This window comes from Streptomyces sp. NPDC047043 (assembly GCF_040644055.1).
Taxonomy (GTDB): Bacteria; Actinomycetota; Actinomycetes; order Streptomycetales; family Streptomycetaceae; genus Streptomyces.
Genome location: NZ_JBEYVO010000004.1, coordinates 338,130 through 353,969, shown reverse-complemented (window position 1 = coordinate 353,969; position 15,840 = coordinate 338,130). Strand labels below are relative to the sequence as shown.

General features: G+C 70.9%; 15 protein-coding genes. 8 read left to right on the top strand and 7 right to left on the bottom strand.

Annotated features, from left to right (window positions below; all coding sequences use genetic code 11):
- From ABZ880_RS08815 to ABZ880_RS08785, 7 genes are all read left to right on the top strand, one after another.
- Window positions 1–615 (top strand): XRE family transcriptional regulator, encoded by a 615-nt coding sequence (locus ABZ880_RS08815; protein WP_361259114.1) that lies wholly within the window; start codon window positions 1–3, stop codon window positions 613–615.
- A 102-nt stretch (window positions 616–717) separates the two neighbouring features.
- Entirely contained in the window at window positions 718–2,016 is a 1,299-nt protein-coding gene (locus ABZ880_RS08810) for an ammonium transporter (protein ID WP_361259111.1), read from the top strand.
- Between the two features lie 92 nt (window positions 2,017–2,108).
- Window positions 2,109–4,859: a glucosidase gene (locus tag ABZ880_RS08805; protein ID WP_361259108.1), complete on the top strand. Its 2,751-nt coding sequence runs from the start codon at window positions 2,109–2,111 to the stop codon at window positions 4,857–4,859.
- Complete coding sequence (locus tag ABZ880_RS08800; RefSeq protein ID WP_361259105.1) at window positions 4,856–6,307, top strand: alpha-amylase family glycosyl hydrolase; 1,452 nt, start codon at window positions 4,856–4,858, stop codon at window positions 6,305–6,307. The genes ABZ880_RS08805 and ABZ880_RS08800 overlap by 4 nt, the downstream gene beginning before the upstream one ends.
- Window positions 6,308–6,364: 57 nt before the next feature.
- A complete protein-coding gene (locus ABZ880_RS08795) occupies window positions 6,365–7,027 on the top strand; it encodes an NUDIX domain-containing protein (protein WP_361259102.1) in 663 nt (220 codons plus the stop codon).
- Between the two features lie 88 nt (window positions 7,028–7,115).
- A complete protein-coding gene (locus tag ABZ880_RS08790; RefSeq protein ID WP_361259099.1) occupies window positions 7,116–8,099 on the top strand; it encodes an aldo/keto reductase in 984 nt (327 codons plus the stop codon).
- A gap of 124 nt (window positions 8,100–8,223) precedes the next feature.
- Entirely contained in the window at window positions 8,224–8,556 is a 333-nt protein-coding gene (locus ABZ880_RS08785) for a DUF2218 domain-containing protein (RefSeq protein WP_361259096.1), read from the top strand.
- Between the two features lies 1 nt (window position 8,557).
- Here ABZ880_RS08785 and ABZ880_RS08780 read toward each other — a convergent pair whose 3' ends face one another.
- Together ABZ880_RS08780 and ABZ880_RS08775 are read right to left on the bottom strand one after the other, a co-directional pair.
- Window positions 8,558–9,112 carry a dihydrofolate reductase family protein gene (locus ABZ880_RS08780; RefSeq protein WP_361259093.1) on the bottom strand — a complete coding sequence of 185 codons (555 nt, stop codon included), beginning with the start codon at window positions 9,110–9,112 and terminating at the stop codon, window positions 8,558–8,560.
- A gap of 63 nt (window positions 9,113–9,175) precedes the next feature.
- Window positions 9,176–10,114 (bottom strand): sigma-70 family RNA polymerase sigma factor, encoded by a 939-nt coding sequence (locus ABZ880_RS08775; protein WP_361259090.1) that lies wholly within the window; start codon window positions 10,112–10,114, stop codon window positions 9,176–9,178.
- Between the two features lie 35 nt (window positions 10,115–10,149).
- Between ABZ880_RS08775 and ABZ880_RS08770 the strand changes: the two genes are divergently transcribed.
- Complete coding sequence (locus ABZ880_RS08770) at window positions 10,150–10,980, top strand: DUF427 domain-containing protein (protein WP_361259087.1); 831 nt, start codon at window positions 10,150–10,152, stop codon at window positions 10,978–10,980.
- On the opposite strand, the gene ABZ880_RS08765 is transcribed toward ABZ880_RS08770, so the two are convergent.
- The 5 genes from ABZ880_RS08765 to ABZ880_RS08745 all read right to left on the bottom strand — a co-directional run bounded on the left by ABZ880_RS08765 (window position 10,943) and on the right by ABZ880_RS08745 (window position 15,832).
- Window positions 10,943–11,479, bottom strand: a complete 537-nt coding sequence (locus ABZ880_RS08765) for an NUDIX hydrolase family protein (protein WP_361259084.1) — start codon at window positions 11,477–11,479, stop codon at window positions 10,943–10,945. The two genes, ABZ880_RS08770 and ABZ880_RS08765, sit on opposite strands and share 38 nt — an antisense overlap.
- A 15-nt stretch (window positions 11,480–11,494) precedes the next feature.
- Complete coding sequence (locus ABZ880_RS08760; protein WP_361259081.1) at window positions 11,495–12,625, bottom strand: amidohydrolase family protein; 1,131 nt, start codon at window positions 12,623–12,625, stop codon at window positions 11,495–11,497.
- A 1-nt stretch (window position 12,626) separates the two neighbouring features.
- A complete protein-coding gene (locus ABZ880_RS08755) occupies window positions 12,627–14,030 on the bottom strand; it encodes a glutamine synthetase family protein (RefSeq protein ID WP_361259078.1) in 1,404 nt (467 codons plus the stop codon).
- Between the two features lie 25 nt (window positions 14,031–14,055).
- A complete protein-coding gene (locus tag ABZ880_RS08750; protein ID WP_361259076.1) occupies window positions 14,056–14,868 on the bottom strand; it encodes an SAM-dependent methyltransferase in 813 nt (270 codons plus the stop codon).
- 112 nt (window positions 14,869–14,980) lie between these two features.
- Entirely contained in the window at window positions 14,981–15,832 is an 852-nt protein-coding gene (locus tag ABZ880_RS08745) for a hypothetical protein (RefSeq protein WP_361259073.1), read from the bottom strand.
- Window positions 15,833–15,840 lie beyond the last annotated feature (8 nt).

Genomic DNA, 15,840 nt, shown 5'->3' with positions numbered 1-15,840 from the left:
GTGACCGAGCACCCCGAACCCGCAGCGGAAGCCGACGACAAGGCCCTGGAGCGCATCATCGCGGTCCGGACCCGGGAGTACCGGCAGGCGGCCGGGCTCTCCGTCGGCGAGATGGCGCAGCGGGTCGGCATCTCCAAGGCCATGCTGTCGAAGATCGAGAACGCCCAGACCGCGTGCAGCCTCACCACCCTCTCCCGGCTCGCGCGCGGTCTCGACGTCCCGGTCACCGCCCTGTTCCGTGGCATGGACGACGAACGCGAGGCGGTCTTCGTCCCCGCCGGGCACGGCGCCCGGATCGTCCGGCGAGGTACCAAGGTCGGCCACGAGTACGCCCAGCTCGGCTCGCTGCGGGGCGCCCACAAGCGGATGGACGCCCTGTTGGTCACCCTGACCGAGCAGAGCGAGGTCTTCCCGCTCTTCCAGCACGCCGGCACCGAGATCATCTACATGCTCGAAGGCGTCATGATCTACGGCCACGGCAAGTCCAGCTACACGCTGCGCCCCGGCGACGCCCTCCAGTTCGACGGCGAGGCCCCGCACGGCCCGGAGACCCTGCTCGAACTCCCCATCCGCTTCCTCACCGTGACGGCCTTCGGGGACAGCCCCCAGCACTGAAACCCGGCCTTAATCAGCCACGGAACTGTCCTGTAACGCACCTTCGGTCTACTGCGGTGAAACACCGTTTCCCTGGGTTGGACCTCTCTTCGGAGTGTGCGCATGGACACCGGAAGTACCGCTTGGATGCTCGCGAGCACGGCACTCGTCTGTCTGATGGTGCCGGGCCTCGCGCTCTTCTACGGCGGCATGGTCGCCGCCAAGAGCGTCCTGAACATGATCATGATGACGTTCGGATCCGTCGCCCTGGTCGGCTGCATCTGGGTCGTCTACGGCTTCTCGGCCTCCTTCGGCGACTCGATCGGCGGCGCCGGGATCCTCGGTGACATCACCGAGTACTTCGGCATGAGCGGCGTGATGAAGGACGACCCGAAGGCCGTCATCCCGCTCTCGATCTTCGCCGCCTTCCAGGCCCTGTTCGCGGCGCTGACCGCCGCGCTGATCTGCGGCGCGATCTCGGACCGCATCAAGTTCGGCGCCTGGATGGCCTTCACCGGCATCTGGGTGACGCTGGTCTATCTGCCGGTCGCCCACTGGGTGTTCGCCTTCGACGGCAAGGGCGTGGTCGGCGGCTGGATCGTGAACAAGCTCGGCGCCATCGACTTCGCGGGCGGTACGGCGGTCCACATCAACTCCGGCTCGGCGGCCCTCGCGGTGATCCTGGTCCTCGGCAAGCGGATCGGCTGGAAGAAGGAGGGCGGCGCGGAACGCCCGCACAACCTCCCCCTCGTGATGCTCGGCGCGGGCCTGCTCTGGTTCGGCTGGTTCGGCTTCAACGGCGGCTCCGCGCTCACCTCGTCCAACGCCGCCTCCGTCGTCGTACTGAACACCTTCACCGCGACCTGTTCCGCGATGCTCGGCTGGCTCGTCGTGGAGAAGCTGCGCGACGGTCACGCCACCAGCCTCGGCGCCGCGTCCGGCGCGATCGCCGGCCTGGTCGCCATCACCCCGTCCTGCGGTGCCGTCTCCCCGCTCGGCGCGCTCGCCCTCGGCGCGATCGGCGGCGCGGTCTGTGCCCTGGCGGTCGGCCTCAAGTACCGGCTCGGCTACGACGACTCCCTCGACGTCGTCGGCATCCACCTGGTCGGCGGCATCACCGGCACGCTGCTCGTGGGCGTGCTGGCCACCTCCGAGGCCCCCAACGGCGTGGACGGACTGCTCTACGGCGGCGGTCTCGGCCTCCTCGGCAAGCAGGCGGTGGGAGCCTTCGCCGTCCTGGCGTACTCCTTCGCCGTCACCTGGCTGATCGCCAAGGCCCTCGACAAGACCATGGGCCTCAGGGTCCGCCCCGAGGTCGAGGAGGGCGGCGTCGACGTCCACCTGCACGCCGAGAGCGCCTACGACCTCGCGCATCCGCCGGTCGCCGAACCGGAGCCGGCCGCGGTGGCCACCGCCGGATAGGGAAGTAACCCCTCCGCCGCCCACCCATTGCAGGCCCGTCCGGGACGTCCGAGTCTGGGAGCGATGCCCGGTTGGTGAGGAGGCGGCGGACGATGGTGGCTGACAGCGGCACGACGGGCGCCGAACGGCAGCGGCTCCAGGAGGCCGACGCCGGACGAGAGGCATGGCGGCGCTGGGGCCCCTACCTCAGCGAGCGTCAGTGGGGGACCGTCCGGGAGGACTACAGCCCGGACGGCGAGGCCTGGTCGTACTTCACGCACGACCAGGCACGCTCCCGCTCCTACCGCTGGGGCGAGGACGGCATCGCCGGCGTCAGCGACGACAAGCAGCGGCTCTGCTTCGCGCTCGCCCTGTGGAACGGCCACGACCCGATCCTCAAGGAGCGGATGTTCGGCCTGACCAACACCGAGGGCAATCACGGCGAGGACGTCAAGGAGTACTACTTCCACCTCGACAACACGCCCACCCACTCGTACATGAAGTACCTCTACAAGTACCCGCAGGGCGAGTTCCCCTACGCCGACCTCGTCGCCACCAACAAGGCCCGCGGCCGCCGCGACTTCGAGTACGAGCTGCTCGACACCGGCGTCTTCGACGAGGACCGCTACTTCGACGTCTTCGTCGAGTACGCCAAGCCGGGACCGGAAGACCTGCTGATCGAGATCACCGCGCACAACCGCGGCCCCGACGAGGCCTCCCTGCACCTGCTGCCGACCCTCTGGTTCCGGCACACCTGGTCCTGGGCCGGCGGCACCGCCGTCCCGAGCCTCCGCAGGACACCGAACGCCATCCGCGCCGACCACGAGGAACTCGGCCCGCGGTGGCTGTACTGGGACACCGACGCCCCCGCCCTGTTCACCGAGAACGAGACCAACAACGAGCGCATCTTCGGCAGTTCGAACAGCACGCCGTACGTCAAGGACGGCATCGACCGCCACGTCGTCCACGGCGAGACCGGTGCCGTAAACCCGGCGCAGACCGGCACCAAGGCCGCCGTCCATCACACGATCACGATCCCCGCGGGCGAGAGTGCGACCGTGCGCCTCCGTCTGACCGACACCGAACTCGCCGACCCCTGGGCCGAGTTCGCGGCCGTCATGGACATGCGCCGGACCGAGGCCGACGCCTTCTACGAGGACGTCGTCCCGGACGGCATGGGCGAGGACGAGCGCCGACTGGTGCGCCAGGCACTCGCCGGGATGCTGTGGAGCAAGCAGTACTACTACCTCGACGTGGAGCGCTGGCTCGCGGAACACGGCGTCGACCCGCTCTCCGCCGACCCGAAGGTCCGCAACAGCGCCTGGTACCACATGGTCAACGACGAGATCATGTCGATGCCGGACACCTGGGAGTACCCGTGGTTCGCGGCCTGGGACCTCGCCTTCCACACCCTCGCCCTGTCCATGGTCGACATCGGCTTCGCCAAGGGCCAGTTGGATCTGCTGCTGCGCCGCCTGTACCTGCACCCCAACGGCCAGATCCCCGCGTACGAATGGAACTTCGGCGACGTCAACCCGCCCGTGCACGCCTGGGCGGTCCTCTTCGTCTACGAACTGGAGAAGCACCGCACCGGCCGGGCCGACCGCGCCTTCCTCGAGAACGCCTTCCAGAAGCTGATCAAGAACTTCACCTGGTGGCTCAACCGCAAGGACGCCGACGGCAACAACGTCTTCCAGGGCGGCTTCCTCGGCCTCGACAACATCGGCGTCTTCGACCGCAGCGCACCCCTGCCCACCGGCGGTCAGCTCGACCAGGCCGACGGCACCGCCTGGATGGCGCTGTACTGCCAGAACCTGCTCGACATCGCCATCGAACTCGCCGTCGACAACCCGGTCTACGTCGAGCAGGCGCAGATGCTCTTCGAGCACTTCGCCTGGATCGCGGTCGCCATGAACCGCATCGGCAAGGACAACGCCAGCCTGTGGGACGAGGAGGACGGCTTCTTCTACGACGTCCTGCGGCTGCCCGACGGCAGCGCCACCCCGTTGAAGGTGCGGTCCCTGGTCGGCTTGATACCGCTGGCGGCGACCAGCGTGATCGGCGGCCGGGCCGACCAGCGCTTCCCCGAACTGGTCCAGGGAGCCCAGGAGTTCATCAGGCGGCACCCGGCCGTCGAGGCCGTCGTCCAGCAGCACGAGCTGGGCGAGGCCGACAGGAACGGCCGCTACCTCTTCGCCCTGTTCGGCGAGGACCGGCTGCGCCGCATCCTGGCCCGCATGCTCGACGAGGAGGAGTTCCTGGGCCCGCACGGCATCCGGTCCCTCTCCCGGTACCACGCCGAGCACCCGTACCACTTCGACGTCAACGGCCGGACGTACGGCGTTGGTTACCTGCCCGCGGAGTCCGACTCGGCCATGTTCGGCGGCAACTCCAACTGGCGCGGCCCGGTGTGGTTCCCGATGAACCTGCTGCTCATCCGCGCCCTGCTGAACCTGCACGGCTACCACGGCCCCGACTTCACCGTGGAGTGCCCCACCGGCTCCGGACGGCGGAAGAACCTCTACGAGGTCGCCCGCGAGATCTCCGACCGGCTCACCGCCACGTTCCTGACCGGCGAGGACGGCCACCGTCCGGTGCACGGCGCACAGCCCAAGTTCGCCAAGGACCCGCACTGGAAGGACCTGATCCTCTTCTACGAGTACTTCCACGGCGACAACGGCGCGGGCCTCGGCGCCTCCCACCAGACCGGCTGGACGGGACTGGTGGCCGCCACCGCGACCCTGTTCCACGCCATCAGCGCCGACGACTGGCACCGCGGCGGCCGCGAGTCCCTGCGACCGGTGGACGAACGGTCGGTGGACGAGCGGTTCGAAGGCGCCGGTGAGGAGGAGCCCCTGTCATGACCGTCATCCACGAGATCAACACCCTTGTCTGGCTGGGCGAGTTGGGCGCACGGTACGGGCGCCGCGTCACCCTGGGCGACGTACCCGGCGAGGTCTGGGACGAGGTCGCCCGGCCCGGCATCGACACCGTCTGGCTGATGGGCGTCTGGGAACGCAGCCCGGCCGGCCTCGCGATCGCCCTGCGCGACAAGCCCCTGCGCGCCTCGTTCCGCGACGCCCTGCCCGACCTCACCGAGGCGGACATCGCCGGATCCCCGTACTGCGTACGCGACTACGTGGTCGACGCGAGCCTCGGCGGCCCCGACGGCCTGGCCGAGGCCCGTGCCCAACTCGCGTCTCGGGGAGTGCGGTTGATCCTCGACTACGTCCCCAACCACGTGGCCCCCGACCATCCCTGGCTCGCCGAACACCCCGAGCGTCTGATCCAGGGCACCCGCGAAGACCTGGCCCGGGCACCCGAAGGCTTCCTCGACGTCGGCGGACGGATCTACGCCAACGGCCGCGACCCGTTCTTCGCGCCCTGGCACGACGTGGTCCAACTCAACGCGTTCGACAGCGACTTGCGCACCGCGACCGTGGACACCCTCGTCTCCATCGGCGACCAGGCGGACGGAGTCCGCTGCGACATGGCGATGCTGCTGATGAACGACGTCTTCGCCAAGACCTGGGGCGACCGGGCCGGACCCGCTCCCGCCGAGGACTTCTGGCCGTATGTCGTCCCGCGCGTCCGCGCCCGCCATCCCGACCTCCTCTTCGTCGCGGAGGCCTACTGGGACCTCGAATGGGCCCTCCAGCAACAGGGCTTCGACCACTGCTACGACAAACGGCTCTACGACCGCCTCCTGCACGAGCGCGCCGAGTCGACCCGCGCCCACCTCCAGGCCGACCTCGCCTACCAGCGCGGCCTGGTCCGCTTCCTGGAGAACCACGACGAACCCCGTGCCGCCGCCGGCTTCCCGGACGCCGCCCGGCACCGCGCGGCCGCCGTGACCGTCGCCACCCTCCCCGGAGCCACTCTCTGGCACGAGGGCCAGTTCGAGGGCCGCAAGGTCCGCCTCCCGGTGTTCCTCTCCCGCCGGCCGCAGGAACCCGTGGACGAACAACTCCGCACCTTCTATGGCCAGTTGATCCCGGCGGCGGCCGCCGTACGCGACGGAGACTGGCGCCTGCTGACCACCACCGGCTGGCCGGACAACGACACCCACCGCAACCTGCTCGCCTGGAGCTGGACCGGCACCGACAGCCGCCACGTGGTGATCGTCAACTACTCCGACGCCCCGGCCCAGGGACAGGTCCCCCTGCCCTGGCCCGACCTCGCCGGACGCCCCTGCCGGCTGTCCGACCTGCTCTCGGACCAGACGTACGACCGCGACGGCGGCGCCCTGCTCGCCCCGGGCCTGTTCGTCGACCTGCCCGCCTGGCACACCCATGTGCTCACCGTGACCTGAACGACGGCCGTGATAGACAGCGAACATGACCCACTCACGCACGACCGGCGGCCTGCGATGACCGCCGGCATCGACACCCCGGACCGCCGCGGCCGCACCGGCCTGGACCGCACCGGCCTCGACCTGACCGGCAACCCCCGCGTGAAGGTGCGGGACGTGAAACTGCTCTCCAGCCACTGGTACGTCGAGCGCGCCACCACCTTCGACTTCCAGCACACCGACGGAAGTTGGAGCACCGAGCAGCGCGAGACGCACGACCGCGGCAACGGCGCCACCATGCTGCTCTACGACACCGAACGCGAAACCGTCCTGCTCACACGGCAGTTCCGCTTCCCGGTCTACGTCAACGGCCACCCCGACGGCATGCTGATCGAGACCCCCGGCGGACTCCTCGACGACGATGACGAGCACCCCGAACTCGCCGTCCGCCGCGAGGTGGTGGAGGAGACCGGGCACACCATCGGCGACGTCCAGCACGTCTTCGACGTCTATATGAGCCCCGGCTCGGTCACCGAACGCGTCAGCTTCTACGCCGCCGCCTACGGCCCCTCGACCCGCACCCACGAGGGCGGCGGCCTGGACGAGGAGGGCGAGGACATCGAGATCGTCGAACTGCCCTTCCGCCGGGCCCTGGAGATGATCCGCACCGGCGAGATCAACGACGCCAAGACCATCATGCTGCTGCAGTGGGCGGCGCTGGAGGGGCCGTTCAGCAAGTAGGGTGCGCGGTCCCTTGACTTCGCGTGCGCTCCAAGCTGAAGACTCCCGTATGTGCCCGCACCGGCGGGTGCGTACGGGAGGGACACCCATGAAGTACCGCACGATCGGAAGTGCCCCGGCGGACCGCCGCGAGGTGAGCGTGCTCGCGCTCGGCGCGATGCTCTTCGGCTCCCGGACCGCCGAGGAGACGTCCTTCGCCCTGCTCGACCGCTATGTCGAGGCCGGCGGCAACTTCATCGACACGTCCGACAACTACGCCTTCTGGGTCGACGGCGGCCAGGGCGGCCAGAGCGAGGAACTCCTCGGCCGGTGGCGGCGCAGCCGCGGCATCGGCGACGAGATCTTCATCGCGACCAAGCTCGGCGCCCGCCCGCTCGCCCCCGGCACCAGCTTCACCGACAACCCGGAGGGCCTGTCGGCGAAGGTGATCCGCGAGTCCGCCGAACGCAGCCGCGAGCGCCTCGGCGTGGAGAAGCTGGACCTGCTCTACGCCCACATCGACGACCCGACCGTGCCTCAGCGCGAGACGGTCGAGGGCTTCGCGGAACTGGTCGCCGAGGGCACGGTGGGCCTGCTCGGCGTGAGCAACCAGGCCGTCTGGCGGGTGGAACGGGCCCGCGCGATCGCGGCCGCGGCCGGGCTGCCGGGGTACGAGATGCTCCAGTACGCGCACAGCTACCTCCGCCCCCGCACCGACGTCCCCAGCGACATGTTCCCGGACGGCAGCCTCGGCCACGTGGGCCCCGACCTGCTCGGCTACCTTCGGGCCGAACCCGCCCTGACCCTGGTCGCGTACTCACCGCTCCTCAAGGGCACCTACACCCACCCGGACAGGCTCCCCTCGGACTACGACCACCCCGGCACCCCGGCCCGCCTCACCGTGCTGCACGAGGTCGCCCGCGAGACCGGGGCCACCGCCAACCAGGTCGTACTGGCCTGGCAGATGGGCGGTGAACTCCCGGTCATCTCCCTGGCCGGTGCCTCCTCGGTGGCCCAGCTGGAGGAGAACCTGGCCGCGGTGGACCTGGAACTGTCGGCGGACCAGCGGGCCCGGCTGGACGCGGCGTACTGACGGGACGGGGACGACGCGAGAGGCATCCATACCTTGCGACGTGGGACGGGCGGGAATGCAGCTGCCCGGCCCACACCTCAGGCACCATCGACTCGTACCGCCCACCGCACCCCGGGAGTCCGTCATGCCCCGCTCCGAAGCCCGCGTCGCCACCGACCGCCCGCACCGCTACGCCAAGCAGCTCGCCTCCCACCTGGGCCGCCGCAGCGAGACCAGCTGGGACGAGGAGAAGGGCGAGGGCGGCATCGTCTTCCAGAACGGCGCCGGCACCCTCACCGCAACGGAGGGCGCCCTGCTCCTCACGGTGGAAACGGACGCCGACAACCTCGCCCTGCTCGAGGACGTCGTGGGCCGCCACCTGGTCCGCTTCGGCACCAAGGACGAACTGGTCGTCGAGTGGCACCGCGACACGGGCGAACCCGGCACCACGCAGCGCAAGCCGGAGGAGACCGACTGACCTACGCGTCCCTCCGGTAGCTCGCGAGCACGGCCGCGCCGGACCGCTCGGCCGACAGGCACTCCAGATGTGCGGGCGGGCCGCCGGCCGGGAAGAGGCGGGCGCCGGTGCCGAGGACCGTGGGGAAGGTGAGGAGGCGGTACTCGTCGATCAGGTCCTCTGCCATCAGGGCGTGCACGACGCTCAGGCTGCCCGTGACGATCACGTCGCGCCGCTCGCGCTTGACCGCGTCCGCCAGGTCGCCGTCCAGGATCCGCGAGTTCGCCCACGCCGAGGCGTCGGTCAGGGTGCGGGAGGCGACCAGTTTCGGTACGGCGTTCATGCGCGCGGAGAACGGGTCGTCGCGTCCCGGCCACAGCCGGGAGAACAACTCCCAGGTGGTGCGCCCCAGCAGCAGAACCCCTTCGTCCAAGGTGGCCCCGAGCCGGAACTTGTCCCCCGCGACCGTCTCGGGGCCGTGCCGGAACGCCCAGCCTCCGCCGGGTGTGCCGGCCCGGCCGTCCGGGTCGGAGACGATCCCGTCCAGGGTGATGAACTCGATGACGACGACGCTCATGGCGCTGTCCTTTCTGTGTCTCGGTCGGTGGTCACCGGTACATACCGGCGCCACCGACCGGACTCATCGGCCAGGAACGAACTCGTCCGGAGAAATCTCCAGGGGCAGCTCGAAGGCCTCGAACACGCGCGGATCGGCGAACACGACATTGCGTGCGATCCGGCCGCCGGCCACCGTGAACACCTGCAGCGTGTGCAGCCGGAACCCGCCCTCCGGCCCCGGCGCGTACGCGGCGAACGCGGGCTCGCCGCCCGCGGTGAGGTGGCGCACGGCCCACCCCGTGCCGCGCATCTCGAAGACCCGCTCCATGAACCGGCCGTAGTCGCGGCGGCCGCGGTACCACAGCGGCACCGGCGGCATCTCCAGCACGGCGTCGTCGGTGAGCAGCCGCACCAGCGCGGGCACGTCCGCGGCCTCGAAGGCGAGCGCGTACCGCCGGACCACCTCCCGCGCCCCGGCATCGTCCGGTTCACCGATCCCGCCCGGGTCGCCCACGTCGGCCACGGCCGCCCGCGCCCGCTGCAACGCGCTGTTGACGGCGGCGACCGTGGTCCCGAGCTGCTCCGCGACCTCCGCGGCGCTGAACTCCAGCACCTCCCGCAGCACCAGCACCGCCCGCTGCCGCGCGGGCAGCACCTGCATCGCCGCCACCAGCGCCAGCCGCAGCTCGGCCCGCACCTCGACGTCGTGGCGCGCATCGGGGAACGGCTGCAGCCACGGGATGTCGAAGGCCGGCGTCAGCGGCGCCCCCGGGTTCTCGCTCGGCGCGCCCAGCCCCGAGGGCAGCGGCCGCCGCGCCCGCCCTTCCAGCGCGGTCAGGCACACGTTCGTCGCGATCCGGTACAGCCACGTCCGCACCGACGCGCGCGAGGCGTCGTACCGCTCCCGGGCCTTCCAGGCGCGCAGCATCGTCTCCTGCACCAGGTCCTCGGCCTCGTGGAAGGAACCCGACATCCGATAGCAGTACGCGATCAGTTCGCTCCGGTACGGCTCAAGGTCCATGGGGTTCATCATGGACCGAGGAAAGGAGAGCGGTCATGAGTGCACTCCCCACCGAACGATCCCTCCGCACCACCCCCGAAGGCCTCCTGTGGGAGCCCAGCGAACGCTGGGTCCGCGGCCGCAAGGGCGATGTCACCGTCGTCGACAGCCGCCACCCCCTGCTCGTCTGGGAGCCGTCACTGCCCGTGCCGCAGTACGCCTTCCCGCGCGGCGACGTACGCGAGGACCTGCTGCGCCCCGCGAAGAACCCGCGGACGGGCAGCCACACCGGATCGCAGATCTTCTACGACCTCGAGGTCGACGGCGAGCTGCTGGAGAACGCCGCCTGGACCTTCCCGGCCGCCGATCTGGCCGAGTACATCGCCTTCGAGTGGTTCCGGCGCAGCGGCAAGGGCCTGGACCACTGGTACGAGGAGGAGGAAGAGATCTTCATCCACCCCCGTGACCCGCACAAACGCGTCGACGCCCTGCCCAGCAGCCGCCACGTGCAGATCACCGTCGACGGCACGGTCGTCGCCGACACCCACCGGCCGGTGCTGCTCTTCGAGACCGGCCTGCCGACGCGCTACTACATTCCCGCCGAGGACGTCCGACTCGACCTGTTCGAACCCACCGACCACCACACCGGCTGCCCGTACAAGGGCACGGCCCAGTACTGGTCGCTGCGCGGCGAGGCCGACGTGCCGCCGAACGTCGTCTGGAGCTACCCGGTCCCGCTGCCCGCAGTGGGCCCGATCAAGGATCTCCTCGCGTTCTACAACGAGGCCGTCGACATCACCGTGGACGGGGAGCGGCTGGAGCGCCCCGTCACACCGTTCAGCGCGATGCTCAAACTGAGCAGCCGACGTGCGCCAGGGCCTGCCTGAGCAGCACTCCGTGCCCGCCCGGCATCTCGCTCTGCACCGTCTCCGACACGGCCTCCTGCGGGCTGAACCAGACCAGGTCCAGGGCGTCCTGACGGGGCCGGCAGTCGCCGGTGACGGGGACGACGTAGGCCAGGGACACCGCGTGCTGGCGCGGGTCGTGGTACGGCGTGACACCGTGCGTCGGGAAGTACTCCGCGACGGTGAACGGCTGCAGGGAGGCCGGGATCCGGGGCAGCGCCACCGGGCCGAGGTCCTTCTCCAGGTGGCGCAGCAGGGCGTCCCGGACCCGCTCGTGGTGCAGTACCCGGCCGGAGACCAGGGTCCGGCTGACCGTCCCGTCCGGGCCGATGCGCAGCAGCAGGCCGACGCTGGTGACTTCGCCGCTGTCGTCGACGCGCACGGGCACGGCCTCGACGTACAGGATCGGCATCCGGGCGCGCGCCATCTCCAGCTCGTCGGGGGAGAGCCAGCCGGGCGTGGTGTCGGTCATGTCAGACATTGCTTGATCATACTTTCAGGAGGTGCCGGGAAAGCGGTAGACCCGGCGTGCATTGTGTGCTCCCGCCCACTCCGCGAACCGCAGCGCGTCGGACAGGCTCAGTTCGTCGGCGTCCACCCGGTCCTGCAGCAGACCGGCCAGACCCTGCCGGAAGGCGAGGGCACCCAGACAGTAGAACTCCGCCACACCGTACGCGTCGGAGCTGTACAGCAGCTTGCGGAACGGCGTGATCTCGAGGGCCTCCTCGACGATCGCCCGGGCACGCGCCGGGCCGACGTAGTGCAGGGTGAGGCCCAGGTCCAGGTACACATGCTCGAACACCGCTGCCAGATAGGCGGCTTGACGCTGGTACGGCCAGCAGTGCAGGAGCAGCACCGGGATCGTGCCGGCGGTCAGGTGCAGCCAGTCGGTGAGGTGGGTGGGGTCGACGCGGTGCAGCCGGATGTCGTTGTCCCCGAAGCCGGTGTGGAGTTGGAGCGGCAGCCCCAGGTCGACCGCGGTCCACAGCAGATGCCGTACGAGAACGGGGTCGTCCAGTCGGCCGCCCCGCGCGAGCCAGTGCCGGGCCGCCTCGGTGACGTCCGCGTCCGAGGGGCGCGCCGGGTCCAGGTCGAAGCCGGTGCGGTACGCGGCGACGGACTTGACCCCCACCACGCCCGGCCGCCGCACTGCCTCCTGCGCGGCCGTGCGGAAGACGGTCCCGTACTCGTCGGGCTCGACGCCTTTCGCGGTCACCGCCTCGGCGACACCCTCCAGCCGTACGACCTCGTACGCCGTGCCGCCCGCGGTCTCGGCCAGCTCCGCCGGAGTGGTCAGAGCGTCCGGCGCGTACCCGGTGTCCACGCAGAACACGCCGGTCCCCGCGGCCGCGAGGAAACGGCGGTGCACCTCGCGCCGGCCCAGCTCGGACCGCCGTGCCAGGTACTCCTCGGCGGGCGCGTGGCGCGGCAGGTCCAGCAGGGGAGCGCAGTGGCGGCGGACGGCCAGGCCGACCGGGCTGTCGAAGGGCGACACGCCCGGCCATGCCTCGCCCTCGGTGATCAGTGACGCGAAACGGCCGGCGTCAAGGTCGGCGGTGACCACCCCGTGGCAGTGGTGGTCCACCAACTCCATTGCGTCGAGCGCCTCTTGGACCGGGCCGCTCATCTCAGTACTTCCAGCGGTAGGCCGCCGCCACCCGTTCGTCGTCGTGTCCGTCGACCGCAGCGATCTCTCCCTGTCGTACGGCGATCACGGCGTCCGCGAGGACGGGCCCGAGGGCGGCGCGCAGCCGTTCGTCCTTGCGGAACTCCTCGACGGCTTCCTGGAGTGAGGTCGGCAGCCGGCGGACTCCGCGGGCCGCCGCCTCCGGCTCGCCCAGGCGGGCCGGGTCGCCGGTGATCTCCTCGGGCAGCGGTGCGGACGAGGTCAGGCCGTCGAGCCCGGCCGCGATCACGCAGCCGAGGGCGAGATACGGGTTGGCGGCCAGGTCGACGGGTTTGACCTCCAGGTTCGCGGCCTGGTCGTGCAGGCCCGCCGTGCCGGTGACGACTCGCACCGCGGCCTCGCGGGTCTCCCGGCCCCAGGCGGTGAACACCCCCGCCCACTGGGAGGGTTTGAGCCGCAGATAGCTGGCCGGGCTGGGCGCGGTCACCGCCGTGAGGGCCGGGAGGTGAGCGAGCACGCCGGCCGCGAAGGACTCGGCGTCGGCCGTCATGCCGTAGCGGTGCGCTCCTCCGGAGTGCAGGTTCACGCCGTGGCGCCACGCGGACAGGTGGAGGTGGCCGCCGTTGCCGACGCCCTGGGCGAAGACCGCCGGGGCGAAGGAGACCACCAGCCCGTGGCGCTGGGCCACCGCGCGGATCGTCTGCCGTACGAGGACGCTGCGGTCGGCCGCCGCCACCGGGTCGAGGGCAGCGACGGAGATCTCGAACTGCCCGGCCGCGTACTCGGGATGGAGCTGCTCGACATCCACGCCCTGCGCGGCGAACGCGGACAGCAAGTCGGCGGTGTAGTCGCTGAGTTCGACCTGGCGGGTTGCTCCGTACGCCGGTCCCGAGAGCGCCGGTACGAAGTCGCCGTCGGCGGACGGGCCCTGTCCGACCGCCCACTCGACCTCGACGGCGGCCTTGAAGGTGAGGCCGTGCCGCTCGGCGGCCTCGGTGACGATGCGGCGGAGCACCGTGCGGCTGCACCCCGGATGCCGCTCGCCCTCCTGCGTGATGCGGTCGACCGGGGCCCAGGCCCAGCCCGGTTGCCCGGCCAGGACGACGAGTTGGTCGAGGTCGGGGTACAGGCGCAGATCGCCGTCCGGGGAGCCGAGGACGTCGGTGGTGACGATGGAGTCGTTCGCCAGGAACGTGTCGAACACCGGCGACATGCCCACGCCCCAGGCCGCCGCGGAGGCGAGCTTCGCCGTCGGGATCGTCTTGACCCGGCCGATGCCCGCGGTGTCGACGTAGGCCAGGACGATGCCGTGCACGCCCCGCCCCGACAGTTCGCCGCTCAGCGCGGTGGCCCGGTCGACGTCACCCGGGCGTCCGCCGGGGACGGGATCGGCAAGGGTGGTCATACGTCCTCCAGGGTCGGCACGTCCCTCAGGGTTTCACGGCCACCGCGCCGAACTGCGGTACCACGGCGGGCGATCCGGGCTCGGGACGCCACCGCGAGCACGACACCAGGCCCGGCTCGAGCAGGTCGAGCCCCTCGAAGAACGCGGCGATGTCCTCGCCGCTGCGGGCGGTGATCGGCGGGGTGGCGTTCTCGTTCCAGAACTTCATGGCCGGGATCTGGGCCGCGCCGCCGAGGTCGTCGTCGAAGGTGGGATGGGTCAGCACCAGGAAACTGCCGGCGGGAACGGCGGCCATCACCTCGCGCACGATCTCCCGCGCCTTCTCGGTGTCCAGCACGAAGTTGAGGATGCCCAGCATCATCACCGCGACCGGCTTGGTGAAGTCGAGGGTGCCTGCGGCGCGTTCGAGGATCGCGGCCGGGTCGTGCACATCGGCGTCGATGTAGTCGGTGACGCCCCCGGAGTTGCTGGTCAGCAGCGTGCGGGCGTGGACGAGCACGATCGGGTCGTTGTCGACGTACACGATCCGCGCGTCGGGCGCGATGCGCTGGGCGATCTCGTGCGTGTTGTCGACCGTGGGCAGCCCGGTGCCGATGTCCAGGAACTGCCGCACCCCGCGCTCCTCGGCGAGGAACCGCACCGCGCGGCCCAGGAACCAGCGGTCCGCGCGGGCGATCTCCCGGATGATCGGGAACATCCCGGCGACCTGCTCGCCGACCTGCTGGTCGACCTCGTAGTTGTCCTTGCCGCCGATCCAGTAGTTCCACACCCGCGCGTTGTGCGCCACGCCGGTGTTCAGCCTCGCCGACACGTCCGACGGGGTGTGGCTCTCGCTCACGGCTCAGCTCCTTCTCGCACTGCCTGTTGTCGTCGCCATTGTGCCGCCCGGTGATCAATGTGTCCCCGGAATCGGCTGATCAGGTGTGCGGAATCGGCCAGTTGCTGTCCGTTCAGCCGGTCCGGCCGGGGCCCGGGGCGGGTGTCTTTCCGGCCTGGACGTCCTTGAGCCGCTGGGCGCCCTTGCGCACCGCCAGCTCGAGGGAGTCGTGCTCGCCGCCGTCCAGGCCGCCGGCGGTGACGGTGATCGCGTCATTGCCCACGCGCACGGCGGCCACGTCCAGGGTGAGCGTGGCGGGTTCGCCGTTCGCGGTGCCCTGCACCGTCACGTGCAGGCCCTGCCGGGCGTCGCCCTGGTTGGGCACCGAGGCCGTGGTCACCTGGACCGTCCGCTTGCCGCCCTTGGCGTCGGTCGCGGTGAACTGGTCGCACTTGACCGGCAGCGACTTCAGCCAGGCCAGCGAGGCGCTCAGCCGGACGGCGTTGTAGGCGCCGACCTGGTAGAGGAGCCGGGAGTCGTCCTGCTCGAAGCCGGTCAGCGCGTCCGCGCCGGACGGCTTGCCCAGCAGGTCGTCGTCGTAGAGGGCGTCGAGGAGCCGCTGGCATTCGGCGGCGTTGGCCTTCGCGGTGAGGAACGCGGCCACGTCGACCTTGCCGACGAGGAGCTTGTCGCCCCAGGTGGCGGCGTCCTTGACCTGGTTCCAGTCGTCCTCGATGTCGCCCTCGGTGATCAGCGCGGCCCGCGCCCCGGCCGAGGTGAGGCGGGGCGGCACCGAGGCGGTGGGCGTCCGCGTGACCCTCGGCGAGGCGGTCGGGGACTTCTCGGCGACGGGCGACGCCACGACGCCGGAGGCCGCGGAACCGCCGTCGTCGCCGTCGTCCGAACAGGCCGCGGTGGTCAGCAGCGCGCTCACGGCCAGCGCGGAAGCGAGCACGCGGGCGGGTCGGCAGGGACGAGTGGTCATCTCGGGTG

Bases quoted from the DNA above. Each gene is read 5' to 3' on its own strand.
- ABZ880_RS08760 (WP_361259081.1), bottom strand. From the start codon at position 12,625: ATGAGCGGCCCGGTCCAAGAGGCGCTCGACGCAATGGAGTTGGTGGAC.
- ABZ880_RS08775 (WP_361259090.1), bottom strand. From the start codon at position 10,114: ATGGACCTTGAGCCGTACCGGAGCGAACTGATCGCGTACTGCTATCGG.
- ABZ880_RS08805 (WP_361259108.1), top strand. From the start codon at position 2,109: ATGGTGGCTGACAGCGGCACGACGGGCGCCGAACGGCAGCGGCTCCAG.
- ABZ880_RS08790 (WP_361259099.1), top strand. From the start codon at position 7,116: ATGAAGTACCGCACGATCGGAAGTGCCCCGGCGGACCGCCGCGAGGTG.
- ABZ880_RS08785 (WP_361259096.1), top strand. From the start codon at position 8,224: ATGCCCCGCTCCGAAGCCCGCGTCGCCACCGACCGCCCGCACCGCTAC.
- ABZ880_RS08795 (WP_361259102.1), top strand. From the start codon at position 6,365: ATGACCGCCGGCATCGACACCCCGGACCGCCGCGGCCGCACCGGCCTG.
- ABZ880_RS08810 (WP_361259111.1), top strand. From the start codon at position 718: ATGGACACCGGAAGTACCGCTTGGATGCTCGCGAGCACGGCACTCGTC.
- ABZ880_RS08780 (WP_361259093.1), bottom strand. From the start codon at position 9,112: ATGAGCGTCGTCGTCATCGAGTTCATCACCCTGGACGGGATCGTCTCC.
- ABZ880_RS08770 (WP_361259087.1), top strand. From the start codon at position 10,150: ATGAGTGCACTCCCCACCGAACGATCCCTCCGCACCACCCCCGAAGGC.
- ABZ880_RS08755 (WP_361259078.1), bottom strand. From the start codon at position 14,030: ATGACCACCCTTGCCGATCCCGTCCCCGGCGGACGCCCGGGTGACGTC.
- ABZ880_RS08800 (WP_361259105.1), top strand. From the start codon at position 4,856: ATGACCGTCATCCACGAGATCAACACCCTTGTCTGGCTGGGCGAGTTG.
- ABZ880_RS08765 (WP_361259084.1), bottom strand. From the start codon at position 11,479: ATGTCTGACATGACCGACACCACGCCCGGCTGGCTCTCCCCCGACGAG.
- ABZ880_RS08745 (WP_361259073.1), bottom strand. From the start codon at position 15,832: ATGACCACTCGTCCCTGCCGACCCGCCCGCGTGCTCGCTTCCGCGCTG.